The following is a 24,794-nucleotide window of genomic DNA, read 5'->3' as shown; positions in this document are numbered from 1 at the left end:
CTCTTTTTAGGTTGGGAGTCTTAAGTGCTCCCAAATTGAATATCTAGCGCACATTTACTACAGTTTCCCCTTCAGGTATAAGTATTAAGTACTCACTCTTTAAACGGACTTTAATATGACTTCAATGGCAAGACATGCACTAGATATCGACTTGGACGACAAAACGTGGTTTCGATATGCGGCTTTTGATGGAAAATCTTCATTGCGAGGAAGCTCTGTCACTAAGTTAGATTCGCTTCCTGCATTGGCATTGCTATCTAGTAGCGCAGAAACCTTCTTTGCTTTTCTAATGTTTGCCATCTGGATATTTAGTTATTACTTACAAGCGAATGTAGCGCCTCTGTTGGCGTTTATGATTGTTCTTGGTAGTGCTTTATTTGTATTTATTGCAAAGCGTATCGCAATTTACCGAAAGTACGGTTTTGGTTCTCAATGGGTGATGACTGTTAGTAAAGAAAAGCTTGAAGTGGCCAAACTTGCGCAGAAAAATAAAAAAGCTAAAACTCTAACTATCAAGAAAAGTGATATTGCCGAGATTGTCTTTAACTATACGATGGATAAAAAGTACAAGCACCAGATAGGAGGAGGCACAGTTAAAAACTCGGCGAGAGTGCATGCCTGTGAAATACATTTAAAAAATGGTGAATTGATTGATATAGATGGTATGCGAGTAGGCTTGTTTAACTTGCTTTATTTACTCGTCTTTCATGAATACCCCTTGGTTTACCGATACTGTTTATCTGGTGGGGCAGGAGGCGCGATGATCCTGGTGTTGCGCTTACTCTCTTTATCAGCGGTAGCGAGTGCTGTCGCTATGCTGTTCTTTAACTTAAAGTAGCGGCTTATTTGCTGTAGTTATACCAATCCTCAATAATACTTAATCATTCTGAGGGACTAAAACTGCCGCTTGCTTCGTTAAAAATTTCTTATTTAGAACAACTAAATAGCAAAATTTTTGCCTTGCTATCGACAAGTTTTCCTCGCCTCAAAATTGATCACTTAGTTTAGAGAATTGGTATTACTTTTAAAAAAGCTGAAAAGAATTGAAGCGAACACAATGCCACAAGACACTGAAACTGCAGTAGAGAGTGAGTATGGGTGTTCAGTAAAAATCGTAGTGAGCCAGTAAACTAAGTTGAAACTGGTTAGGCTTATTAGAAGTTTTATGTAGATATTTGAAGTCATTGATTTTGCGTTTTAAAAAAGGCTAATTGTTTGTACCTAAATTAGCTGTTTAATACAAGCCATCCATAGTAAAACTTAGCACTATGAATGGCGGCCAATTATCCTTAACTTTGGTTATTTAGTTATAGCTGGCAAGCGTTATTCGCTAACTGCCAAACACCCCATTGACCTGTTGTGCCTGGCTCTTCGCCTTTCGTCCACCAACCCGCTTTATAAATGTCGCCTTTGTGGCTGACAAGTTGATTGGCTAAATACACTGTATTACGATCCCATAGCTGTGCGCATGAGGCATCAGACACGGTAATTGTGCGAACGACTGTCGTTGTTTGCTGCGCACTATCAGACACACTATAAGTCAGTTGATATTGGCCTGCTGTATTTGTATCAACGCTGCCTGTAACCGTGATATTCGCTGTTAAATCACCGTCTTCTTCATCAATTGCCGTGACACCTGAAAGTGCATCAAAGCTTGAACCGACCGCCAGCTGCACATCGCTAACACCACTAAACACAGGCTTGTTGCTATACACGTCAATGGTTCTAGTAGCCTTGGTTTCGTTGCCTGCAGAGTCACTTACACTATATACCAATACGTATTGGCCTGTTGTTGAAGTATCGACATTGCCTAAAACGATAATGTTATTGGTTAAGTTGCCATCTTCTTTGTCGGTAGCACTGACACCTGCGAGTACATCGAACACCTCACCTTGGCGAACACGCGTATTGCTCACCCCGCTGAATACTGGCGCATTTTTAGGTGGATCAATTATTTGACCATGAATAAACGGGCCGTAGCTTTTAATAAAGCTTTGGTTGTAGGCTGTACCAGCCGCGTTGGTACCCATATCCCAGTTAACCGACCAGGTCATCACCCCTTTAAGTGGCTGGCCTTGCTGTTTTAGCTGATTAAATGCGTTGTACAGGTTATTCGGGTTTTGAATATAACCCGATGCCGCAGCGTCGTTATTGGTTGGAATACCAAATACTAGTTTGTCGTGTGGGATTTGATAGAAGCCACGGGTGCCGTTGGCAAGTGAGTCAGACATATAGTAAATAAACTCTTGCTTGAGCGATTCGTTGGTTTGCGCAATCCAACCCACACCATCAACATACACGCCGTCTCCACCTTGGTTATAAAACTGTGGGTTGATCCAATCGTAATAACCATTCAATGCGGTGATGTAAGGAATGTACTTACCCGCCTGTGTTAAGTAGGGGAACTCTGGCGCCATGGTCACCAAAAAGTTTTTGCCTTGTGCAGCATAATGATCTTTTACCAGGCGCAGTGCAGCAGGGATCACGGTTTGGTTATCGTCTGCAGTCACTGCTGTTTGCTCAAGGTCGATGTCTAAACCATCAAAGCCAAACTTATCAGTCAAGCGGATGATCTCATCGGCGAATGCTTGTTCGTCACCTGTTTTTAGGCCAATTAATGCGTCAGCGCCACCTAGGGCAAGTAACACACTACGGCCTTGGCTATTCAGTTTCGCAATTTGAGCAATGAAGTCTTGATCAGACAGCCCAATTTTTGGGTCAAGTTTAAAAGTCGGAATACGCCCTTCTGCAAGGTCATAGACCTTCATAAACGAGACGTTCACGACGTTATACTGGCTGTTTACTTGCTCTAGCGTCACACAAGGTGCATTACCGCCTTTGTATCCTGCGCCATCACACCAGTTATGCCAATAACCGACAACGACCCCATTGGGTTGGTTAACCATAAGATCACCACTGTTCGCTAACGCACTGCCTGAAGCGAGTGATGAAAGGCCTATTGCAACTGCTGCAACTAGGCTATTTGATGTTTTCAACATGTTATTAATTCCTTTTGATGTTCTTATTTATGCCGAACTAAATATGTTAGGCGATAGAGTGAATGAAACGACTTAGTCAAAATCAAGGTTAAATTAATGTAAATTGACTGTTGTAAAAATTACCTTCAATGTGGGTTTTATAAAAGTGAAAAATTTCTTATTTGGGTACTTGTTTTAAAGCTTCATTAGGCAAGGTTTTAAATAAAATGTGTGTACCAGAAATTATCCTTGAAATTAATTTATGATGATGGGATTTAAATTTTGAATAAGGCGAATATTGTTATTGTTTGTTTATTTTCAATAATCTGTTTTGGTATTTTATTTTTAACTATATTTTTCAGTAGGTTTTAATTCGATAATTTACTATTCTTAATTTTTGTTCAGCAAGTTGCATTAATAAGTTTGGTGGTGAGTGTTTTTTTGATTTTTTCGCATTATTTTTCCTTTATTGATAGCGTGTTTCACTGTTCTGTTTTTTTTAGTAATTGTCGTCGCTTTTGTTCTTGAACTGGAAATTTCCTACCATTTTTAAACATGTATTTTCTTCATTTTATTTCATGTTTTTTATAAAACGCTTAATTCACAGGACTGAAATTAGCGGCTTAGCGCCATATACTTTATAGGTAAAGCTAACTTAGTCAGAAAAGCTCCCCTATATATTTTGCAAAACTTTACGCCGTTCATGTAGGCTGAATGTGCTTATATCAATTTAGTTTTCATTGTTTATAAAGGATTTATATGCGTCGACTTTTTATGATTAATTCACTTGCTTCCTCCTTGCTATTCTACTGCTCAGTGACATCTGCTGAGCCCGCTGAACTACCAGACACACTTTTGTTACCAGAAGCTATTCAAGAGATTTATCCAACAGTTATTGGCAGTGAAGTCTGGATAGCCGGGGGCATTTCATCAGAGTTACCCGATCAACAGGGTAATATGACTGCAAAAGTACATTACTGGTCTCAAAAGAATAAAAGCTGGATGGAAGCGCCTAAATTACCAGAAGGGCGACATCATACTTATTTACAAGCTGTGGGCGAGAAGATTTTTGCTTTTGGTGGTTTTGTGCAAACTCACCATGGGCAGTGGCATAATTCCAATGATGTGCTGATGCTTGATGAAAAGCGCACGCATTGGCGTCGAGTCGCAGCACTCCCTATGCCGATAAGTGAAACAGTGGGGGCAGTGATTGGCAATAAGATACATTTGGTGGGTGGACGAAGTCCCAAAGGCAAACTCAATGGTCAATGGCAGCATAGCACTGATACTGATGTACATTTGGTGTTTGATCCGCTGACTTTTGAATTTACTCGCAAAGCTTCATTACCTGTTGCTAGAAATAGTGCCGCAACGGCTCAACTAGGCGAACGTTGGTTTGTTATTGGTGGGCGACAGATAAATGGTAAGCTATTTAATGAACTACTCGAGTATCTGCCTCATGAAGACAAATGGCTTGCACTCGCCGAAATGCCAGAAGCTCGAGCTGGACATGCTGCTGCCATATTACATGACAAGCTTTATGTATTTGGTGGTGAAAATAGGCAAGGTGTAAATAAAGATGTTCTTGCGTTTGATTTTAAAACCAGTCAATGGCAACGCATAGCAGGCCAAGAAGTCGCGAGACATGGTCTAGGAGCCGTTACGGTAAATGACCATATCTTGCTTATCGGCGGCGCAAAGCAAGTGGGATTAAAGCAAACTCTAAAGACCACTCAGCGCTTCACCCCTCAGAAAAACGTATTTTAGCTCCTAAAATAACGATTCAGCCTTTTGCACTTTAGCGTACTACTGGTGCTACGCTAAAGTGCATTTCACGGGCATTACACAGGCATTTCAAAAATACCTGTTATCAGTTGTGTTTGTCATTAAGTTGTATTTTATTTGTTGAAAAAACATGCAAAGTTAAATCTTAGCCGTCTTTTGAGTAAATCCACTCAGAAATTTTTCATTACATAGTAGTTACATATTTACCTAATTTGCTATTTATTTATATGTTTTAGATAAAAGTAAATTTTAATTTAATTTAATAAAACCTTTTATATTCTTGTTTTTGTTGCTTATATTTTTAATTTTGTTTTTTGGGAAAGAGTGAGAGCGTTTTTTTAAAGTATTTTGATTTGTTGCAAAATTGAAAACGGGAAAATAATATAGCGCCTTATTTTGGAGTGAGGCGTCTATGAAAGGAAAGTCGACATGGCTCATGTTGTCAGTGAGTGCCTTAATATTTGCCGTGGGCGGATATTTTTGGTTGTCACCGACACAAACTGAAGCTGTAAAAAAAGCAATGCCAGTTTTAAATTTGGCTGTGCAACCTGTGCAAAAAGAATTTCACTATTTTGAGATCGAATCGCAAAGTTTGGTGCAACCTACTGTCATTTCTCATTTAGCTGTTGAGGTAGCAGGGAGTGTGCAGCAAGTGTCTTTACGAGAAGGTGATTTTGTTCGTGCAGGTGAGGTGTTGCTAGAAATTAATCCACTTGTCTACCAAGCAAAATTAGCCGCAGCTAAGGCGAATTTAGCCGCTAAGCGGTTGGCATTTTTAGAAGCGAAAGCGACTCATGAAGCAGCCATTGAAGAGCACAAACATAGTCATGAAAAAGCAACGCCTCTGGGATTAAAGTTACCTCACTTTGAACTAGCTCAGGCGCAATTGCATGCGGCTGAAAAGACGTTAACTCATGCAAAGTATGAGCTAAAAGCTACTAAAGTGATCGCGCCTTTTGATGGGTTGATCATGAAACGCGCAGTGGATCAGAGTGAGTTTGTTGAGGCCGGAGAGGTTTTGTTTGAGCTTGCTTCGCTTGAAAATGCACAAGTCAGACTACCAGTCACGCAAAAAGAGCTAGCGCTGTTAAAAATAGGTCATGGTACTTTAGTTGAGCCACTTCAAGCTCGGCTACAATGGCAAAACGGCAGTGTAGTTAGTACGCTTCCAGCCAGCGTTAAAAAGACACTTTCTGCAGTCAGTGAAGATACACAGCAAACGTATTTAGTTATTGATATTCCAACCCCTTATTTATTTCAACAAAATGACAGCGTTGTCAGTGGTGTGCCGTTCGGTCAATTTGTGAATGCGACTGTGCGGGCTAATGAGCCTTATGAAGTGGTGAAGCTACCCGCAAAGTTATTAAAGCGAAATCAATCGGTGGTTACAGTTGCTAAGAACCGATTACAAATTACTGATGTAACTGTGCTACACAAAGATGCTGAGACCGTGTTTATAAGTGACGGTTTGGCTTCTGAGCAATGGGTGTCTTCTGTCAGAGTGGCGAACCCTGTACCTGGTACTGAAGTTAATTTAACAAATTTAGCCGAAGTACAAAGTGCAAATGCGAAGTCGAGTAGGAGACAGGCGCTATGAACCGCGGGATCATCGCTTGGTTTATTGCGAACCCAATCGCAGCAAATTTTCTAATGGCATTGTTGATTATCTCGGGTGTGGTCTCTGTTTTTAACATTGCAAAACAATATGAGCCTGAAAAACAACAAGACAAAATATTAGTCTCTGCAGTTTATCCAGGAGCAGTGCCACAAGAGGTTGAAGAGTCGATTGTAGTGAAGATCGAGGAGCGGACCAAGTTCATAGAAGGCATTGAAAAGTTTGAAAGCACCAGCCAGTTTTCTGCGGGCAGTGTGCTATTTCACTTAGCTGACGGTGATGATATGGCGCGCGTACTGCGTGAGATCCGCTCAGAGGTAAATGCTATTTCGACCTTTCCGGTTGGTATGGAAAGTTTGGTGGTTCAAGAGGTAAAAAATTGGCGTAGACTGATGTTTGTGCAGCTCTACGGTGAAGCCGATCCGCAAACTATCAAAGAGATCACCAAAGATATTCGAGATGACATCGCACAACTCGAAGGAGTCTCAAAAGCCCATATTCCGTGGATCGAAAAGTACGAAATTGCCATTGAAGTGTCACCCGAAAAAATCTTGCAGTACCAACTTTCGCTAGATGAGATAGCGAGCAAAATTCGCCTTATTTCCCAGAATATTGGCGGTGGTGTGTTGCGCAGCCAGTCAGGCGATATCAAGGTGTATTCGAACAATAAGGCGCGGCATGTACATGAGTTTGAAAACTTAGTCATAGTTCAGCGTGCTGGTCGCTCAATTAAACTCAAAGACATAGCGACAGTTACCGACACCTTTGAAGAAAAAGGCAGCTTTTTTGGTTTTAACGGTCACGGCGGGGAAGCCATCGCGATTGATTCGATTGGTAATCAAAATGATTTAGCGGTTTCTGAGCGCGTATATGCTTACTTAGAGCAAAAGCGTGCGACCTTGCCCGATGGTATCAAACTTGAAGTTTGGTCAGATAACTCCTACTACCTCGCAGGTCGTTTGATGTTATTGGTTGAGAATATACTGGTTGGTTCGGTACTCATCTTTATTTTCATTGGTTTGTTCTTAAATCTACAGCTCGCCTTCTGGGTGGTACTGGGTGTGTTCACGACTATCTCTGGGGTAGTTGCGCTGATGCCACTTGACGCCTTGGGGAGCATTTCTATCAATATGTTTAGCTTGTTCGCCTTTATTTTGGTGCTTGGAATAGTGGTCGATGATGCGGTGATCATCGGTGAAGGTGCTTATCAAGAATGTGAACATGCCGGTAACGCCAATGCTGAGACAATTTACAAAGGGGTGAAGAAAGTCTCTACTCCTGCCATCTTTGGGGTGCTCACAACCATACTCGCATTTGTGCCCTTGGTGATGTTGCAAAGTGAGTCATCATCACTGTGGAATACCATAGGCATTGTGGCTATTTTGTGTTTATTAGTGTCTTTAGTTGAAAGTAAATTAATTTTACCAAGCCACCTTGTCGGTATGCGATTACAGCGTAAACAAGACAGTAAATTGAGTCGTCAGCTACAGCAGTTGGCAACCCATCATTATCCGCGCTTTTTAAGTAACTGTTTAGATAATCGAGGTATGGTACTGCTGTTATTCTGCGCGGTATTTTTCAGTCTGTATGCCTATTACAAGTCAGGTCATATTAAAACTGTGCTGTGGCCTGAACTCCCAAGTGACTACATAAATGTGGTGATCAAAGGCAATGAAGGGCTACCGAATCGTGATGCGCATTTAATTGTACAAGATGCCATTGCTGCATTAGATGAAGTTGAACAGTCGTTGTTTGACGCTCACGGTGTTGAGGTTGTGAAACACCATTTATATTGGCGCCAAGGTGATTCTGACTCCGGGATTTTTGTGGAGTTGATCAAGGCTGAAGATCGTCCCGTTTCAACAGATGACATTATCGTTCTATGGCGAGAAAAAATTGGTATGCCAGCTGGAGTGAAAAGTATTTCAATCGATCAAGCCAGTAGCTCAGCGGGGCCAAATTTTGCGTTGTCGATCACTTCTCAATCTCCTAGTCAATTGCTCAATGCAGCAGCAGATATTAAACAGTATTTAATTAATACCAAAGGGGTAATGGAGGCGTTTGACTCAAGTCATGGAGGCACTGAGCAACTCAAACTTGCCATCCTGCCACAAGGGGAATTTTTGGGGTTAACTGTGTCAGACATCGCTTTGCAAGTTAGGCAAAGTGTATATGGCATTGAAGTACATCGTTTGATCAAGGGATCTGAAGATACCAAAGTCATGCTGCGTTATCCCAAAGCATTACGCATTGAAGCATCTGATATTGATGACGTGTTGATCAAAACGCCCGCAGGTCACTTTGTGCCTTTGCAGCAAGTTGCCACTTATCACTATGAGAGTGCCGTTTCTCAAATTCAGCGTGTTAATGGTGTCAATGCCATTCATGTTAGTGCATATGTAAACGATACCTTAGTCAGCCCAGAACAAGTTCAGCAAGCGGTGATGACATTTTTTGATACGCAAATTAAAACTCAATATCCACAGGTTGCGGTCAAACTTTCTGGCAATGCCCTAGAAGCACAGAAAACCATGCTGCAAATGTATGGCTTATTTTTTGTCGTCACTGTGCTGATTTATGGTGCATTAGCTATTCCGCTTAGATCTTACTTCAAGCCGTTAATCATTTTATTGGTCATTCCGTTGTCGTTCTTCGGCGCGTTAGTTGGCCATATTGTGTTGGATATCAATGTCTCACTACTGTCTTTTATGGGGTGTATGGCATTGTCCGGGGTGGTCGTCAATGACTCTTTGGTGTTGATGCACCAAATTTATCAAACCCCAAATCCAACCCGAGCAGAAATCATTCGTGCGTGTGCCTCACGCTTTAGACCCATTTTCATTAACTCGTTTACCACTTTTTTAGGTCTGGTGCCGCTGTTAATTGAGAGTAATCCGCAGTCGCTATTTATCGTACCGATGGCGGTGTCGTTGAGTTTTGGCGTGTTGTTATCGTCGATGATAACCCTGGTGTTGATACCGCTTTTAGTATCAATGAAGTTTAACTTTAAGTTTAATTTGTATCGGACTGCCTAATTAAAGCGGTCGGTCTTGTTCTCAAGGAGTGAACATGCGTGACGTTGGTTTAGATTACTTAAAACTGATTATGTCGATTATGGTGGTGGGCATTCATGTTGGATTTTTGTCTTATCATGACCATTTACTAAGTTCTGTGTTTGCACAGGGTCTGTTTAGGATAGCGGTGCCTGTGTTCTTTATTATCAATGGCTTTTATTTGTATGAGACCTTTGTGAACAACAAAGAAAGCAAGGTGTTCTCTTACTTATTAGGGTTATTTTTAATTTGGCAATTTGTCTATTCTTACTTTTACATTGGTTTAGCCGCTGAGAATTTTGGCAGTTTCTTGCTGACGTTCTTAATGGGTTACAACCACCTTTGGTATATCTCAGCGTTGATCGTCGGCGTAGTATTTGTTCGCTTTGTGAGTGGCTTCTCAACTCGAAGACTCACAACCATCGCATTATGCCTTTTTGTGGTTGGGTGTTTCATGCAGTACGGTGATGTATATGGATTTATTCCATTCGAGTCGGGGTATCTGTATTACCGCAATGCGTTATTTATGGCGTTTCCATTTTTGATTATTGGCTTTTTGTTCCGTCGTTTTGAAAAGCAGGGCGGGCAATTGTTTCAGGTCACTTGGTTACACTTGATTGTGGCATGTGCTTTGATCATGCTCGAAAGTGTGCTGAATTTTCAATATCACGGTGAAATCAAAGGTTACGATATTCCGTTTTGTTTGATAGTTACTGCACCGATTGTGTTCTTATTTTTCTATCAAAAATTCCCAAAACGCCAAAGTACACTGAGTAAAGATATCGCCACGTATTCGACAGGGATCTACTTAATCCATCCATGGTTTAACTACTTTATTCACACTCAAAATATGCCCCATGGCACGCTCACTAAGTTCTTACTTTCTAGCTGTTTATCGGCCTTAACCGTGTACTTATTTCTACTTTGTCAGAAAACCATTCGCAGTTTTGCAAATACTCAGGAGGTGGCTAAATGAGTGGTCGTCGCGCATTTATAAAGGGCGTTGTGTCGCTGTCGGTCGCCTCGGCATTTTGGAATGGCTATGCCCGTGCAGAAGTTTCAAACCTAGTTAATGAGTTCAAGGGGCTAGGCGACAAGCTTGGGGCTATTTTTGCTGTTGATAGCGGTTATCTAAATGACATAGTGCCGCAAATAGTGGTGCAACTGAACGAGCAGGAGCGCGGTCATTTAAAAGCGCTCATGCAAGCAAGCAATGTTAACAGTGCTTATGGCAAGAGCGATCAAGCCACTAAATTGGTGGTACAGAAAATTATGAAGGGCATTTATACGGGCAAATACATCAATCACTTTGATGCTCGTTATGATTTTTCGGGGGGATACAGCCGTAAGCTTCTGCCAGAAGTCTATAAACCTCGTATCGTGTGTAGTGGCGCGACCAATTATTGGGCGTCGATTTAAGGGGTAAAACAATGAGTAAACATTATCAAGCCGTCGTTGTAGGGACTGGGGTTGCTGGTGTGATGGCCGCAAAGAAATTAGTAGAAGCTGGTGTGAAAACCTTGATCCTCGAAGCGGGTAAGCGCTTAAACCGAGAAGAGCTGGTTAAGATTAGTCGCGCTACAGCTCGCTGGGATTCAATGGCTCCTTATCCTGCGGCACCCCATGCTCGCCACGCTGATCCTATCGGTGATCCTGACTATATCACTTCAACAAAAAAGTCTTACGATACCAGTTATGTGCGTCATGCCGGCGGTACGACCTGGCATTGGGGATCGGTTTCTTGGCGTTTTATTGCTAAAGACTTTAAATTAAAAAGCCATTATGGCATCGGTCGAGACTGGCCAATTGGTTATGATGACTTAGAGCGATTCTACAGTGAGGCTGAATATGAGATGGGGGTGTCGGGCACTGAAATCCCTCATATTGATTCGCCAAGAAGCCAGCCATTTCCTATGGCGCCATTACAGTTTACCTATATGGATAAAGTGTTAGAGAAGCCACTTGAGTCTTTGGGCATGAAGTTATATCAAGAGCCTGTTTCTCGTAACAGCCGTGCTTATGATAATCGCCCATCTTGTTGTGGTAACAATAACTGTATTCCTATCTGCCCGATAGGTGCGCAATACTGCGCCGATATGACACTTGAAAAAGTGCTTAAAATGGGTGCGGATATTCGTTACAACGCCGTGGTTAATCGTTTAGAAGATGATGAGCAAGGCAATATCACTGGGCTGTTTTATTTAGAGCCAGATGGACGAGAATATAAGGTTACAGCCGATCATTATATTTTGTCGGCCAACGCCATTGAGACAGTAAAAATTCTGCTTAACTCAAAAACCAAACACAGCCCAACTGGCATTGCGAATCAAAATGACTTAGTGGGTCGAAACTTGATGGATCATCCGCATATTTACGCCACTTTTGATTGTGATTTTCCTGTTTACGCAGGTCGAGGTCCTGTGGGGATCACTGGCATAACGCAATTTATGGATGGAGAATTTAGAAAATCGATGGCGGCAAAGAAGTTCTCGATCCTCAACGGTAATCATCTTGAATCGGTTGCTGAGCAACTTATTGATAAAGGTTATATTGGCGAAGCACTTAATAAAGAAATCGCACGCGTCGCAACCCATAGATTTAGCTCATATGTACAACACGAGCAGTTACCTGATCCAAACAATCGAATTTATTTAAGCGATAAAAAAGACTTTCTTGGACTGCCGATGCCCGTGGTTGAATGGTCAGTCGAAGATTATGTAGTAAAAAGCGCCGAACATAGCCGTGATTTATATCATCAAATTGCTGAGAAAATTGGTGCGAAAGTGCATGTAGAAATGCACATGGGTTCTGACGCTCACACTTTAGGGACTACCATCATGGGGAATAATGAACATGATTCGGTGGTTGATAAAAACTGCGCGGCGCATGCTCATAAAAACCTGTTTTTAAATGGGGGTACTGTATTTAGCAGTGCTTCAAGCGTTAACCCAACTTTGACGATTGGTGCGTTAGGGTTGAGAGTGGGAGAGCATGTTGCGCAATTATTAAAACATAATAAGCAAGCCGCCTAATTAACCTGAGTTATTATTAATACCTTAGGCCTAAGCAAAAAACTAGCCCCGCATTTGCGGGGCTATTTTTATTCAGGAAACATTTCTTCAAGGGTTAACCCTGATAACTTTTTGATGGTGTTTAATAGGTAATAAAGTGCCACAAAAAACAAAATCATGCTTGGTATCGCAATCACCGGGTAACTTAACGCCGTCATTCTGCCAAGTTCATTATTGAACGCTTCGGTGCCTGTGGGACTCACGACAATCATTTTTGCCAAGATATAGTTCATCGCAGAAGAGAACACAAACGAAGCCCCTAAAATATTCGAAGCCACAGTTTGTACTTTCGGCAGTTTATCGAGATTCCCTTTTTCTTCGAGCGCTTTTTCAATACGTGCCACGTCTAACGTATTTTGGTTAAACAGCATGGTCTTTAGGAGTGGGTATTTCGTGTGTTGGCTTACAAAAATCGCGATTGCGATTAGACCGGGTACCAGAGCTTCTTTAATGGCGATGTATTTTACATCAAGTTCTAATAAGCTGATCCCACCGGTTAAGAGTACAGAAACAATGCCTAGAATAGAGATAAAACTAAATTTGCCAGTTTTCTTTAATTCCCATAACCCAAAACCTAAAGGAAATGCGAGGGCAACCGCCACGCCTATACTTGGCCCCAAATGTTCTGCGCCTGAAAAACGAGTAAGAATAATAACGGGAATAATAATATTGAATAGCAGCTGGCTGAAAAAGCCGCTCGGTTTGTTTTCTTGCTGTGTCACTGAAACCTCTATGAGTCACTGAGCATTTGTCAGAGTGTATGACACCTTCTTGTCTAACTGCAATCTCTTTCAGGTGAATATAAAACGGTAGAGAGGTTTGTTAATTTATTTTTAACTGTTTACATATTGATCACATTTCAATGCTGTGCAATAGTAGATTTGCTCTTAAAGAGCGAGAATTTATTAAATACATAAGGAATATACAAATGAATAATTTAGAAAAACAAAGAGTTTTAGAACTACAAGAACTAGAGCAAATTGCAGGCGGTCGTTTTGAAGTACAAGACTGGAGTACTGCAAGTGAAGGTTGTGGCGGCGTTGATGATGACGAATGGAGCACATGGAGCAACGACTGCCGTAGCAACAAGAAAGTATTGAAGTAATTACTTTGAGGTAATTTCTAGTTCAAAAGGGAGCTTAGCTCCCTTTGTTGGAGTTTATAATGATAAAAAAAAACTAAATAGTCTTCGAAATATTCATTTACCTCGTCATAGTAAAGAGCCAGCTACTGATTACAGCGATAGAGTTAAATCTCAGCTTCCTAATGGTTGGCGTTTAAGTCGAGGTTTCTTCTGGACCCAAGTTCTCGCACCAAAAAAAAATTATCCCAATCAAGGTTGGAAAATTCACATCAGTTGCCATCACGATAGTGATATCTGGACTTTAGAGACGGCGCTAAAAATTTGTTTAGCCCACAATACTGAATTTAAATTTGCCAGCGATCCCGCCACGCTGTCGCAATTACTCAGTAAAAACTGCACTCGCTCTGCCTCGGGAAAGTTTATTACAATTTACCCTGAACCCAGCAAGTTCGATGCACTTATCGAAGCCCTCTATATTGCTTTCAAAGATTGCAAAGGGCCCTATATTCTCTCAGATAAACCTTATAAAGACTCTGAAGTTGTTTTTTATCGGTATGGTGGATTCAAACGGATAGAACAGATAGATATTTTTGGTGAGCGAACATCTCAGATCTTAAACAATGATTTTTTTGAAGTCGAAGATATTCGAAGCCCTAAGTACATCACACCAGCGTTTATTACCGATAAAGACTATGAGTTTTCGAGTCAGCAAGTTGAGCAAAACACAACTGGCGATAGTAGTTCTGAATTGTTCGATAAGTTTAAATTTATTAGTTGTATCAAGCATTCGAATGCTGGCGGTGTGTATGTAGGAAAAGAAAAAGCCACTGATAATACAGTGCTTATAAAAGAAGCTCGGCCATATGTTGGTATGAATAGTGGTGATTTAAGTGTCATTAAGTTGCTAACAAAAGAACTTAGGTTGATGCAAGTGCTTGCCCAAGATGACATAGCGCCAGCCCCTTATGGAATGTATTCAGCGTGGACTCATCATTTCATGGTTCAAGAGTTTTTAACGGGCTCAACGCTGAAGAATTTTTCGGTCAATATTAGCCAATTTATTCACGCAAATTGTACCTCCTCTGAACTTAATAATTGGTTAGCTAAATTTAAAACCTTAAGCCTAAACATTGTTGAAATGGTCGAAAAGCTGCATAAGAAACAGATTGTTTTTGGTGATCTCTCATTCAACAACATTATGGTTGATAGTGAGACCCTTAAAACTAAACTTATTGATTTTGAAGGTGCCTTTCAAAAGCAGATTGATCCTGAAGTCAATCTTTACACTCCTGGTTTTTACACGGCAGACCGTCCAGATAAATCTCTGCCAGATTTTGGTGATGATATTTATGCGTTAGGTTGTGTATTGCTCTCAGTTTTGATGCCTACGACTTATATGCTGTCGTACGATGAAGATTTTGCGAAAACCTTAACAGCTCACCTTGAGCGCGACTTTTTATTACCAAGTGAAATTAGCAGAGCGATTGACTTGCTGCTTAAAGGTGACCGCGATGCTTTGCATCAAAGTAAAGCATTGCTTGAGCAAATTGAATTAGGAAGGATGGAAAAGTGTCAATATCAAGAATTTGACTACGCAAGGTTAGAGCTATTTCCGAAACGCATTTTTGAATTTTGTGAAGCTCATTTAGCATCGCAAAGAATGGAATATGCACTGCCTCTAGATAACAAACGAGAGTTTGCTCTGGCGATGAATCATGGTGAGTTAGGCGTGGCATATGCTTGGAAAATCACGCAAGGAGAAATACCTGATGCGCTCGCACAGTGGTTAACAAACCAAACCTATCATGAGTTATCTGACTTGCCTCCGGGGTTAATGAATGGGTGTGCAGGGGCTGCTTGGGGGTTAATAGAGCTAAACCTAGAACAAGAGGCAAGGAAGGCGTTTAATGTAAGCCGTTTACATCGCAAACTGTATGACTCTTGTTCATTAGGGTATGGACTAGCAGGAACGGGGCTTTGTGCATTGAAATTATATCTTCAATTTGATGATGACTATTACTTAGACCTTGCTAAGGGCTACGCTGATTATATTCTTGAACAGAAGATTAAAGATCAAAATGGTCATTATCATTGGCCTCAAGTTGGTACTGAAAAAACGCCGGTTGGTTTAATTGAAGGTGGCGCAGGAATAGCCTTATTTCTACTTAAACTTTTTGCTGTAACAAAAGAGTCTCGGTATTTAGAGGTGGGAAAATCTGCGCTTAAATATGACTTATCTTTTAAACAAGAAAAGTATGGCTCTATTGGTTTTCCTGCTGACAGCGGCGGAGGTATTTTTTATCCATATGTACAATGTGGCTCAGCAGGCATAGCGATGGTATTACTGCGTTACTACAAGGTCACTCAAGAGCAGTACTTCTTGGATGAAATAAATCAACTAAGGGCAAGCTTAAGTGCCAAATATTCAGTCTCGAGTGGATACTTTTCAGGCTTGGCGGGTATAGGTTCATTTTTATTAGATGCTCATCAAATTTTAAATGATAAAAGTTATTTTGAAGATGCCTGTAAAGTCGCTGATGGGATCAATATTTATAGTGTGCAATACCCTGAAGGGTTAGCTTATCCGGGGGCGATGCGTCAAAAACTAAGTAGTGATTTAGGCGCAGGCTCAGCGGGTGTTGCACTTTTTTATCACCGTCTTTTAAATCAACAGCCTAATAAAATATTTATGCTGGATGAGTTGTTAGATTAATTTGCTAAATAGAGTAACCACATACCTTGTGATTACTCTATATTTTTCCGACTTAACTTGTCTATCGTCGACCAATACTCAAGCTGCCAACCCCACCCATAAATTCACAGGTGCTTAAATCAATTTGCGCTTCGTCATAGCTATCCCAAATGTATCTTGAGATCAGTCTATGTGTATTTGCATCATGACATAGCACTTCGTAGAAGGTTTGACCTTGTACTTGTTGTGTTGAAGCCGCTACAGCCTGTTGAGCCGAAGCTGTGGTAATAATAAATGTCGCAGCAGCGATAATTAATGTCTTACATTTCATAATTAATTTCCTTTTATTAAATATAGCTGAACCTAAATTTGATACAGCAGAAATTAATCTATCTTTAAACAAAAAAATATCAAGCGGCACGGAGCGATTTCAGGTGACGGTGCTTTGTAAAGCTTGGCGGTACTGGTTTGCTAGCCGATGCTTAATTTGTAACTTGATGTGAAGTTCTATTGACGACTATAGAGTCTTTACTTAATTTGGTTAAACCCACTAAGGGTAAAAACTTTTAAGGAAAAAACATGAAATTAAAATTACAAAAGAAACCACTTAAATCATTATCAAAAGATTCGGCTTTACATCTACAAGCAACTCCTCAAATTGCAGGTGGTGTAAAAATCACAGAGTGGTGTAGTCGTGATAAAAAATGTGTGGTAACAGAAACCTGCTATGTGACTGACCAAAAAGACTGTACGGTGATGTAAACGGTATTTCATTCAAACAGAGCCTGCAGCTAACAGGCTCTTATCCATACTCAAAACACCTGCTAATTTATACTTTTGCAAACACCTGATATCCTATGCTCATTCAGTATTTAGAGCATGAAAACATGATTAAAGAAAACGACATCATTGAAACACTTGAAGAGCTTGAAGCTTTTTTATTATTGGTTGAAAACGGTGGTTTAGGATTAACCAATGTTGAAGGGATTGCTTTAGCAACCAATAACAGTAATGGTCGCCCATTTGTTGCGGTATTAGATGATAAACACCAGCTTTTACTTGGTCGCTGGGTATCACAAGACGTTTACGAAAACGGCAAAGACATGGTGCGCTACGGGGTTAAAAAACGCCACTAATTAACACCCTGCCACCAGCTAATGAGAAGTGATTTTGTTTGCCCATAATGAGTCTTACAAAGTGGCTTCTCACATTGATGCGGCTTATTATTACCGCAACCCGCAACCCGCAACCCGCAACCCGCAACCCGCTAACTATATAAAAATACTCGTTAATTTTTATAGGTCATTTGCCCAATAGGCCAGTCTAAGACATTTGCTCCATGTAATTTTAGATTTTGATGTTTATCTTCAATATCGATTTTTACTGTTGGAGCGACCACGATGATCCGCGTTTATGATTTACCCACACGAGTGTTTCACTGGCTTTTTGCCTTTGGTTTTTTAACCGCTTTTACCCTTGCTAATACCATAGACGATGAGCAAGCCACTTTTTCGTATCACATGATCGCAGGCGCAACCATGTGCATGGCGCTTATCTGGCGTGTTATTTGGGGTTTTGTAGGAACTAAACACGCCAAGTTTACTGATTTTAATTTAAACCTGTCCGCGTTAATGCACTACTTGAAAGGAGCACTGAGTGGCAGCAATTCGCACTCTGTGGGGCATAACCCTGCTTCGAGCTGGGCGGCAATCACTATGATGATATTAGCGGCCTGTTTAGGTGTAACAGGCTTTTTGATGACCAATGGACCATTTAATGAGGTGATTGAAGAGGTGCACGAGTTATGCGCCAATGCGTTTATGCTGGTGGTGGTATTGCATATATGTGGCATTGCACTGCACACCATTAAATATCGAGATCCCATTGGTAAAAGTATGCTAAGCGGTGAAAAGTCGGTATCAGATGACACTAAACCTGTGGCCACATTTACCATTTTGGGCGTGCTGTGCTTAGTGGCTACTTTGCTATTTACCACGACTTTGATAGCACAATTTGATCCACACACGCGTACAACTTCAATTTTTGGGGTAACTTGGCAGTTATCAGAGTTTGAAACTGACGAGCACAAAGCGCATGATGAACATTATGATGAGCATGAATAGAGAAGCTTATGACTCGTAAAGACCGTCTGATTTTACTGTCTACCTTGTTAATAATTACGGTATTAATCGCGGTAGATCTCTCGACCGATTTAAAAGAAGGTGTGGCACTGTGGCATCTTGTTATTGAGGGAGCAGCGGGGGTTATGGCGCTCATTGGTATTGCGTATATTTTTAAAGACATTGTTCAGCTTAAACAAGACTTACAGTCAGAGCGGGCGCTGGCGAAAGGTTATCGAGCAGAGGCCGAATTGTGGCGCGAGAAATCTAAAACCTATTTAGATGGTTTATCGATTTTAATCGATGAGCAATTAACCCTTTGGCAATTGACTCCCGCAGAGCGAGAAGTGGCGTTTTTATTGTTAAAAGGCATGAGTTTAAAAGAACTTGCTGAGCTTAGAGGCACGAGCGAAAAAACCGCCCGTGCCCAGTCTATGTCTATCTATGCAAAAGCAGGCCTCAGTGGTCGTTCAGAACTCTCGGCGTTCTTTTTAGAAGACTTGTTGCCAGCAAGGGATCTAGACTAACCCAGCGCCTTAATTGCCCGCCCAATACCATCTAAAGTTAACGGATACATGCGTTTATCCATTAGCTCATAAATGATGTCGATTGAATGATAGTAACGCCAATAATCCACAGGTTGTGGGTTTAGCCAAACTACATTATCAAAATGATTGGTGATGCGTTTTAACCAGGCGCTGCCGGGCTCTTCATTCCAATGTTCAACGCTACCGCCGGGGTAGTTGATTTCATAAGGGCCCATGGTGGCATCCCCGACAAAAATCACTTTGTAATCTGAGCCGAAGCGGTTGATCACTGTCATGGTGTCGAGCACATTTTGAAAGCGGCGTTCATTGTCTTGCCAAACATGTTCATAAAGACAGTTATGAAAGTAGAAAAATTCTAAGTGCTTAAATTCGCTGTGTGCGGCACTGAATAACTTTTCACAAGTATGAATGTAATCGTCCATCGAGCCGCCGATGTCAAAAAACATCAGCACTTTAACGGCATTATGACGCTGCGGCTGCATTCTTACGTCGAGCATACCGCCTTGTTTTGCAGTGGCTTCGATGGTGTGGTTTAAATCGAGTTCGTCACTCTCACCACTGCGGGCGAATTTGCGCAGTTTTTTAAGCGCCAGCTTCATGGTACGCGAGCTGATATCGGCATCTTGGTCGAGGTTTTTAAACTGACGTTTGTCCCAAACTTTCACAGCGCGTCGATGGCGGTTGCCATCCTGGCCTATGCGAATACCTTCGGGGTTATAACCGTAGGCACCAAACGGTGAAGTGCCGCCTGTGCCAATCCATTTGTTACCGCCAGCATGTCGCTTTTGTTGCTCTTTCAAACGCTCGGCAAGGGTTTCCATGAGTTTGTCTAAGCCACCGAGAGATTTAAGCTGTGCTTTTTCTTCTTCACTGAGCTGTTTTTCAAACTCCTTTCTTAGCCAATCGCTGGGCAAGTTATGCTGTTGTAACTGACTAAAAATATCGATGCTTTCAACGCCTTCAAAATACTCGGCAAAAGCGCGGTCGAATTTGTCGAATTGGGTTTCGTCTTTCACCAAGCACAATTTGGCTAGCTCATAAAAGCCGTCGATGTCGGCAAATACTACTTGTTGCTTTAAGGCGTTAATTAAATCGAGTAATTCGCGCAAGCTGGCCTTTACGCGATACTTTTTTAGGGTGAAGAAAAAATCGATAAGCATGGGGTTAACCGCGCTTGGCCATAAATGCTAACTTTTCTAACAGGCTGACATCTTGCTCGTTTTTAAGCAGCGCGCCAAATAATGGCATTAACCCACCTTTGTGGGTTTTATCGTGCAGTGTTTTAGCATCAATGTCTTCGGCTAGTAATAATTTCAGCCAATCGATTAATTCACTGGTCGATGGCTTTTTACGTAAGCCATTTACTTCGCGTAAGTTGAAGAACACGCCCAGTGCCGTTTGCACTAACTCTTGTTTGATATTTGGGTGGTGCACATCAATGATGCTGGCCATTTCTTCAGGTGTTGGGAAGTTGATATAGTGGAAGAAACATCGGCGAAGGAATGCGTCCGGCAACTCTTTTTCATTGTTCGAAGTAATAATCACAATCGGGCGTTGTTTTGCTTTAACAACTTCTTGTGTTTCATATACATAGAACTCCATTTTATCGAGCTCTAAAAGCAGGTCATTGGGGAATTCAATGTCTGCTTTGTCAATTTCATCGATAAGTAAAATAGGGCGCTTTTCAGCGGTAAATGCCTGCCAAAGTTTACCTTTTACAATGTAGTTGCTGATGTCGTGAACGCGATCATCGCCAAGCTGGCTATCACGTAAACGTGATACAGCATCGTATTCATAAAGGCCTTGCTGTGCCTTGGTGGTTGATTTGATGTGCCACTGGATCAGCTCGGTATCGAGTGCTTTTGCCAACTCTTCGGCAAGCATGGTTTTACCTGTACCCGGCTCACCTTTGATTAATAATGGTTTTTCTAGCGTGATTGCCGCATTCACAGCAAGCTTAAGAGAGTCAGATGCGATGTAGTTTTCAGTACCGGTAAATTGCACGACGTTGCCTATTTTTTCTAAGAGATCTGACCTGTAAGTCTGCCATAAGCATCTCTGAGATCAAGCATTGTGTATACAGGTTGAAAATAAGGGGGAGAGATTAGTAGAGTCTAATTCTACTAATCTCTCGTTTGTTGCGAATTTACAACTTACTGCTGTGCGACAAGGCGTCAGCTAGGGTTTGCGCTTTGTTAAGTGGGTTAATCGTTAATTCAATGTCTGGTTGCACAGGCGTCATTTGTTGATTGCCACTCGGCCTTGCCAAAATAAAGCGAGGTACAACGGCTCTAATTTGTGTATTGCTGAGTGTCAAAAATTGGATCCCGCCGCTCTGTGTACTGCGGCCGCCAGTTGGTGTGCCGATTAAAGTAGCAAATTGGTGGTCCTGAATGGTATTGGCAAAGAGCACTGCCGACGAGTAGGTTAGGGGCCCTGTTAGCACACTGACTTGCCCTTTAAATAGCTTACTTTTGTCGGTTTCTGGTTTAATCATTCTCGACAGTGAACCATTCACAACAGTGCCGACAACTTCACCTGGATCGCGATATTTAGCCAAAATTTTTGCACTGTAACCTGAGCCTTGTTTATACGGTTTTTGAGCTATGTAGCGTAGGATCCCTGCCATCCAGTATTCGTCATCGCCACCGGTATTTTCTGAAATGTCGATTAATAGGTGTTCGACCTGATTGGCGTTTAATTGTTGAAACGCTTCGGCCATGAAATCAAAGTACTTTTTAGGTTCATCCCAGCCAAATGTTTTTACGGTTAAGATTGCTTGTTTATTGTCGAGCATTTGTAAGTTGAAGTAGTGTTCAAAAGGCTTGCTCTGAATACTCTCTGGCTGTTGATTTAGCGCGTTTAGTATGACGGTTGAATCTTCGTCTTTAAACTTGAGATTAAAATTCTCTTTTGTGCCATATACCAAGCGATAAGTCATGGCGAATCGTCGCGAAAGTAATGCTTGGCGAAAGGCTAAATTATCACCTTCAATGCGCTGTAATAACTCTTCAGTCACAGTGCTGGCAGGTATGCCGTTAATCTGAGAAATTTGCTTACCTTGATATGTATTAGCATCGCCGCCCAAAGTACTTTTGACAAATAAGCCTTGGTTGTTCACCACCACTTCGAGTGGAAAGAGCTGAACGCCATCTTTTATCCATGCTCGCCACTGGGCGTTTTTGCCATCATCAAAACTTAAATGTCCGTCAGCCATAGTGGCATTGAGTTTGGCAAGTTCGCGCCATAAAGCTTGGCCTGTCATTGGGGTTTTGATTGAACTTCTTAAGCTATCTAGTTGCGTGTAAAAGTCATCTATGTTTTCAACGCTGTGAGCCAAGTTTGGATGCGTGCTATGTAGAAAATTTTCCCATTGGCTGATATCGGCCAGAATTTGCTGAGGCGTGTAAGTTTGTGAGAAGTGACCTAAAGATTCATCGGCATAAATTGTTTGGCTCGTTGTAAGTAATAGCAATGAGCTTGCTAAGGTTGTTTTAAATTTAGTGAACCAAGTTTGTTGTGAGTGGGTGTTTGTAACTTGTTCTGACATCGTTGTAAGCATTGTCCGTCCTTAAAAAATAAACGCGATTGAAGGTATATAAATCAATGAGTGTGCCAAAATTTAAAGTACTATTTTTCAATGGGTTAGGGTTTTTATTCTGTTTGCTGTTCGGACACTGGACGCATATCGGACGGACAGCGGACAGCTTGATTTTACTTGATGCAGTAGGCTGAACTTTTATAATGCCCTCACGTTGTGCCAACTAAAAGAGCAAATGGTGGAAGTAAAAAACTTATTAAAACAAGAACGTGTTGATTATATTTTGGCTGAGCTGCAAAAGCGTTACCCAAATCCGCCAATTCCTTTAGATCATAAAGACCCGTACACCTTGCTGGTGGCGGTGTTGTTGTCGGCGCAATGTACTGATGAACGGGTAAATCAAGTAACGCCTGCATTGTGGGAGTTAGCAGATAACCCGTTCGATATGGCGCTTCAAAGTGTCGAAGACATTCAAGCCATTATTCGCCCTTGTGGTCTCTCTCCACAAAAATCGAAAGCAATTAAACGCTTGTCTGAGATATTAGTTGAGCAACATGCCGGTGTGGTACCAGAAGACATGGCTATTTTAGAAACTCTGCCGGGCGTGGGTCATAAGACCGCTGGGGTGGTGATGGCACAGGCATTCGGTGTACCGTCGTTTCCGGTCGATACCCATATTCATCGTTTAGCGCAGCGTTGGGGTTTAACGAATGGTCGCAGTGTTGAGCAAACCGAAAAAGACTTAAAGCGTTTATTTCCTAAAGAGACTTGGAACGACTTACATTTGCAGATCATCTACTATGCCCGAGAGCATTGCCAAGCAAGAAGTTGTCATGGTTTAGTTTGCCCGATTTGCACTACTTGTTACCCGAATCGTAAACACCCGAAGAAAATTAAAAAGCCTTAATAACCTTATGCTTTAGACATAAGATAAGTACTCCCAACAAGGTTGCTTTGTTGGGAGTAAGCAGAAAGTTATTTATCTGTGTTTATAGGGCGCTCTTCAGAGTTAGTTTGAACTGGGCGCTCAACAAGTCGAGAAATCAGCAACTGTTCGACACGCACACCTTCAACATCGATGGCCTCAAATTTAAAGCCTTCGTGAATAAAGCTATCGGTACGCTTCGGAATACGTTTCATCACATAAATCAAAAAGCCCGCAATGGTTTCATACTGATCCATATCTGGGAAATGATTGATATTTAGTTGTTTTATCACATCAATTACGGGTGTATTACCTGCAACTAACCAAGAATTAGCGTCTCTTTGAATAATTTGCTCTTCATAGTTATAGCTGACTAAGTCGCCCATAAAACTGCTGATCAAGTCTTTCATAGTGACAAGGCCAACCACTAACGCATACTCATTGACCACCACGGCAAACGTCTGATTTGCACTTTTAAAGGCGTTTAAAGCCTCTGATAGCGTGAGTGTATCAGGCAAATAAAGTATGTCTTTTTTTACGATTTCTTCGCTTAATTGAACACTCTCGCCATTGAGCAACTGACGCAAAATATCTTTCGATTCAACATAGCCTTTGAGCTTATCTAAGCTACCATCACAAATTAAAAACTGGTTATGCGGATGAGCCTGAATTGCGGCACTGATCACTGTGTTATCGTCGCTTAAATCAAAGCTAATAATGGCCTCGCGAGTGGTCATCACACTTGGCAGAGTGAGGCTGTCTAGTTCAAACACGCTGCCAATGAGATGGTATTCTTGTTGCTGCAAAGTACCATCTTGGGCGCCTGCTTCCATGACCGCCACGATATCCTCGGTGGTGACAATTTCTTCTCGCTCAGTGGGGAGTTTAAAAATACGCAAGACTAGGTTACTTAAACCATTAAACATGAGTACGAATGGCGTCAGGCCGAGTGTCACCATATTCATTAAATTCACTACACGAATGGCAACCGCTTCGGGCATGATCATGGCTATACGTTTTGGTAATAAATCGGCGAATAAGATGAACAGTGACGTAATGATAAAAAACGACAGCAAAAAACTTATCTGCCCAAGTAAAGGCCCAGAATAAAACACTGACACTAACTCTGATGTGTAGGGAGCCAGCGCTTGCTCACCAATAATACCGCCCAAAATAGCAATGGCATTCAGTGCGATTTGGATCATCGCAAAGAATCGCCCTGGTTGCTCTTGTAAAGCCAATACTGTTTCGGCATTTTTGCTGCCTTCATCGACCATGACGCGTAATTTTATTTTACGCGCAGCAGCAATCGATATCTCAGACATAGCAAATAAAGCACCAAAGAAAATTAAGATGCTGATAGCGAGTAAGTCGCTCATTGA

Annotated in this window: 21 protein-coding genes; 14 read left to right on the top strand and 7 right to left on the bottom strand. The window is 41.5% G+C overall.

The window, feature by feature from the left end:
* Window positions 1–115 precede the first annotated feature (115 nt).
* Window positions 116–838, top strand: coding sequence for a hypothetical protein (locus ACH784_RS14325; RefSeq protein WP_404391295.1), 723 nt, complete (start codon window positions 116–118; stop codon window positions 836–838).
* A gap of 469 nt (window positions 839–1,307) precedes the next feature.
* On the opposite strand, the gene ACH784_RS14320 is transcribed toward ACH784_RS14325, so the two are convergent.
* Window positions 1,308–2,999 carry an immunoglobulin-like domain-containing protein gene (locus ACH784_RS14320; RefSeq protein WP_404391293.1) on the bottom strand — a complete coding sequence of 564 codons (1,692 nt, stop codon included), beginning with the start codon at window positions 2,997–2,999 and terminating at the stop codon, window positions 1,308–1,310.
* 738 nt (window positions 3,000–3,737) lie between these two features.
* Here ACH784_RS14320 and ACH784_RS14315 point away from each other — a divergent pair.
* From ACH784_RS14315 to ACH784_RS14290, 6 genes are all read left to right on the top strand, one after another.
* Complete coding sequence (locus ACH784_RS14315; RefSeq protein WP_404391291.1) at window positions 3,738–4,745, top strand: Kelch repeat-containing protein; 1,008 nt, start codon at window positions 3,738–3,740, stop codon at window positions 4,743–4,745.
* A 430-nt stretch (window positions 4,746–5,175) separates the two neighbouring features.
* Window positions 5,176–6,360, top strand: coding sequence for an efflux RND transporter periplasmic adaptor subunit (locus ACH784_RS14310; protein ID WP_404391289.1), 1,185 nt, complete (start codon window positions 5,176–5,178; stop codon window positions 6,358–6,360).
* Complete coding sequence (locus tag ACH784_RS14305) at window positions 6,357–9,413, top strand: efflux RND transporter permease subunit (protein WP_404391287.1); 3,057 nt, start codon at window positions 6,357–6,359, stop codon at window positions 9,411–9,413. The genes ACH784_RS14310 and ACH784_RS14305 overlap by 4 nt, the downstream gene beginning before the upstream one ends.
* Window positions 9,414–9,447: 34 nt before the next feature.
* A complete protein-coding gene (locus ACH784_RS14300; RefSeq protein ID WP_404391285.1) occupies window positions 9,448–10,407 on the top strand; it encodes an acyltransferase family protein in 960 nt (319 codons plus the stop codon).
* On the top strand, window positions 10,404–10,850 hold the full coding sequence (locus ACH784_RS14295; RefSeq protein ID WP_404391283.1) for a hypothetical protein: 447 nt from the start codon (window positions 10,404–10,406) through the stop codon (window positions 10,848–10,850). Before ACH784_RS14300 ends, ACH784_RS14295 begins: the two co-directional genes overlap by 4 nt.
* An 11-nt stretch (window positions 10,851–10,861) precedes the next feature.
* Window positions 10,862–12,463 carry a GMC family oxidoreductase gene (locus ACH784_RS14290; protein WP_404391281.1) on the top strand — a complete coding sequence of 534 codons (1,602 nt, stop codon included), beginning with the start codon at window positions 10,862–10,864 and terminating at the stop codon, window positions 12,461–12,463.
* A gap of 68 nt (window positions 12,464–12,531) precedes the next feature.
* On the opposite strand, the gene ACH784_RS14285 is transcribed toward ACH784_RS14290, so the two are convergent.
* Window positions 12,532–13,224, bottom strand: a complete 693-nt coding sequence (locus ACH784_RS14285) for a VC0807 family protein (protein WP_404391279.1) — start codon at window positions 13,222–13,224, stop codon at window positions 12,532–12,534.
* Window positions 13,225–13,430: 206 nt separating this feature from the next.
* On the opposite strand from ACH784_RS14285, the gene ACH784_RS14280 reads away from it, so the two are divergent.
* Both ACH784_RS14280 and lanKC read left to right on the top strand, forming a co-directional pair.
* Window positions 13,431–13,607, top strand: coding sequence for a hypothetical protein (locus tag ACH784_RS14280; RefSeq protein ID WP_404391277.1), 177 nt, complete (start codon window positions 13,431–13,433; stop codon window positions 13,605–13,607).
* A gap of 13 nt (window positions 13,608–13,620) precedes the next feature.
* Window positions 13,621–16,299: a class III lanthionine synthetase LanKC gene (lanKC, locus tag ACH784_RS14275; RefSeq protein ID WP_404395279.1), complete on the top strand. Its 2,679-nt coding sequence runs from the start codon at window positions 13,621–13,623 to the stop codon at window positions 16,297–16,299.
* 61 nt (window positions 16,300–16,360) lie between these two features.
* Here lanKC and ACH784_RS14270 read toward each other — a convergent pair whose 3' ends face one another.
* Complete coding sequence (locus ACH784_RS14270; RefSeq protein WP_404391275.1) at window positions 16,361–16,609, bottom strand: hypothetical protein; 249 nt, start codon at window positions 16,607–16,609, stop codon at window positions 16,361–16,363.
* Window positions 16,610–16,857: 248 nt separating this feature from the next.
* Between ACH784_RS14270 and ACH784_RS14265 the strand changes: the two genes are divergently transcribed.
* The 4 genes from ACH784_RS14265 (at window position 16,858) to ACH784_RS14250 (ending at window position 18,925) form a co-directional block, all read left to right on the top strand.
* Window positions 16,858–17,040 (top strand): hypothetical protein, encoded by a 183-nt coding sequence (locus ACH784_RS14265; protein ID WP_404391273.1) that lies wholly within the window; start codon window positions 16,858–16,860, stop codon window positions 17,038–17,040.
* Window positions 17,041–17,165: 125 nt separating this feature from the next.
* Window positions 17,166–17,414: a hypothetical protein gene (locus ACH784_RS14260; protein WP_404395277.1), complete on the top strand. Its 249-nt coding sequence runs from the start codon at window positions 17,166–17,168 to the stop codon at window positions 17,412–17,414.
* Between the two features lie 264 nt (window positions 17,415–17,678).
* On the top strand, window positions 17,679–18,401 hold the full coding sequence (locus ACH784_RS14255) for a cytochrome b/b6 domain-containing protein (RefSeq protein WP_404391271.1): 723 nt from the start codon (window positions 17,679–17,681) through the stop codon (window positions 18,399–18,401).
* 8 nt (window positions 18,402–18,409) lie between these two features.
* On the top strand, window positions 18,410–18,925 hold the full coding sequence (locus ACH784_RS14250) for a helix-turn-helix transcriptional regulator (RefSeq protein WP_404391269.1): 516 nt from the start codon (window positions 18,410–18,412) through the stop codon (window positions 18,923–18,925).
* On the opposite strand, the gene ACH784_RS14245 is transcribed toward ACH784_RS14250, so the two are convergent.
* From ACH784_RS14245 to ACH784_RS14235, 3 genes are all read right to left on the bottom strand, one after another.
* Window positions 18,922–20,106, bottom strand: coding sequence for a VWA domain-containing protein (locus ACH784_RS14245; RefSeq protein ID WP_404391267.1), 1,185 nt, complete (start codon window positions 20,104–20,106; stop codon window positions 18,922–18,924). The genes ACH784_RS14250 and ACH784_RS14245 overlap by 4 nt on opposite strands.
* A gap of 4 nt (window positions 20,107–20,110) precedes the next feature.
* Window positions 20,111–20,950, bottom strand: coding sequence for an AAA family ATPase (locus ACH784_RS14240; RefSeq protein WP_390448986.1), 840 nt, complete (start codon window positions 20,948–20,950; stop codon window positions 20,111–20,113).
* Between the two features lie 142 nt (window positions 20,951–21,092).
* Window positions 21,093–22,508, bottom strand: a complete 1,416-nt coding sequence (locus tag ACH784_RS14235; protein WP_404391265.1) for a S41 family peptidase — start codon at window positions 22,506–22,508, stop codon at window positions 21,093–21,095.
* A gap of 214 nt (window positions 22,509–22,722) precedes the next feature.
* Between ACH784_RS14235 and nth the strand changes: the two genes are divergently transcribed.
* Window positions 22,723–23,394, top strand: a complete 672-nt coding sequence (gene nth / locus ACH784_RS14230; protein WP_404391263.1) for an endonuclease III — start codon at window positions 22,723–22,725, stop codon at window positions 23,392–23,394.
* A 68-nt stretch (window positions 23,395–23,462) separates the two neighbouring features.
* On the opposite strand, the gene ACH784_RS14225 is transcribed toward nth, so the two are convergent.
* On the bottom strand, window positions 23,463–24,791 hold the full coding sequence (locus ACH784_RS14225) for a hemolysin family protein (RefSeq protein WP_404391261.1): 1,329 nt from the start codon (window positions 24,789–24,791) through the stop codon (window positions 23,463–23,465).
* Window positions 24,792–24,794: the final 3 nt, after the last annotated feature.

The sequence above is a fragment of the Pseudoalteromonas phenolica genome (assembly GCF_044788725.1).
In the GTDB taxonomy this organism is placed as follows: Bacteria; Pseudomonadota; Gammaproteobacteria; order Enterobacterales; family Alteromonadaceae; genus Pseudoalteromonas; species Pseudoalteromonas phenolica_C.
Note: the sequence above shows the minus strand (reverse complement) of the source record. Positions and strands in the feature narration are given on the sequence as shown.

What these genes read in the sequence shown, in the direction of transcription:
- ACH784_RS14295 (WP_404391283.1), top strand. Translation starts at nt 10,404, where the DNA reads ATGAGTGGTCGTCGCGCATTTATAAAGGGCGTTGTGTCGCTGTCGGTC.
- ACH784_RS14265 (WP_404391273.1), top strand. Translation starts at nt 16,858, where the DNA reads ATGAAATTAAAATTACAAAAGAAACCACTTAAATCATTATCAAAAGAT.
- ACH784_RS14325 (WP_404391295.1), top strand. Translation starts at nt 116, where the DNA reads ATGACTTCAATGGCAAGACATGCACTAGATATCGACTTGGACGACAAA.
- ACH784_RS14235 (WP_404391265.1), bottom strand. Translation starts at nt 22,508, where the DNA reads ATGCTTACAACGATGTCAGAACAAGTTACAAACACCCACTCACAACAA.
- ACH784_RS14245 (WP_404391267.1), bottom strand. Translation starts at nt 20,106, where the DNA reads ATGCTTATCGATTTTTTCTTCACCCTAAAAAAGTATCGCGTAAAGGCC.
- ACH784_RS14310 (WP_404391289.1), top strand. Translation starts at nt 5,176, where the DNA reads ATGAAAGGAAAGTCGACATGGCTCATGTTGTCAGTGAGTGCCTTAATA.
- ACH784_RS14320 (WP_404391293.1), bottom strand. Translation starts at nt 2,999, where the DNA reads ATGTTGAAAACATCAAATAGCCTAGTTGCAGCAGTTGCAATAGGCCTT.
- ACH784_RS14315 (WP_404391291.1), top strand. Translation starts at nt 3,738, where the DNA reads ATGCGTCGACTTTTTATGATTAATTCACTTGCTTCCTCCTTGCTATTC.
- nth (WP_404391263.1), top strand. Translation starts at nt 22,723, where the DNA reads ATGGTGGAAGTAAAAAACTTATTAAAACAAGAACGTGTTGATTATATT.
- ACH784_RS14280 (WP_404391277.1), top strand. Translation starts at nt 13,431, where the DNA reads ATGAATAATTTAGAAAAACAAAGAGTTTTAGAACTACAAGAACTAGAG.
- ACH784_RS14250 (WP_404391269.1), top strand. Translation starts at nt 18,410, where the DNA reads ATGACTCGTAAAGACCGTCTGATTTTACTGTCTACCTTGTTAATAATT.
- ACH784_RS14225 (WP_404391261.1), bottom strand. Translation starts at nt 24,791, where the DNA reads ATGAGCGACTTACTCGCTATCAGCATCTTAATTTTCTTTGGTGCTTTA.
- ACH784_RS14290 (WP_404391281.1), top strand. Translation starts at nt 10,862, where the DNA reads ATGAGTAAACATTATCAAGCCGTCGTTGTAGGGACTGGGGTTGCTGGT.
- ACH784_RS14270 (WP_404391275.1), bottom strand. Translation starts at nt 16,609, where the DNA reads ATGAAATGTAAGACATTAATTATCGCTGCTGCGACATTTATTATTACC.
- ACH784_RS14255 (WP_404391271.1), top strand. Translation starts at nt 17,679, where the DNA reads ATGATCCGCGTTTATGATTTACCCACACGAGTGTTTCACTGGCTTTTT.
- ACH784_RS14305 (WP_404391287.1), top strand. Translation starts at nt 6,357, where the DNA reads ATGAACCGCGGGATCATCGCTTGGTTTATTGCGAACCCAATCGCAGCA.
- ACH784_RS14260 (WP_404395277.1), top strand. Translation starts at nt 17,166, where the DNA reads ATGATTAAAGAAAACGACATCATTGAAACACTTGAAGAGCTTGAAGCT.
- ACH784_RS14300 (WP_404391285.1), top strand. Translation starts at nt 9,448, where the DNA reads ATGCGTGACGTTGGTTTAGATTACTTAAAACTGATTATGTCGATTATG.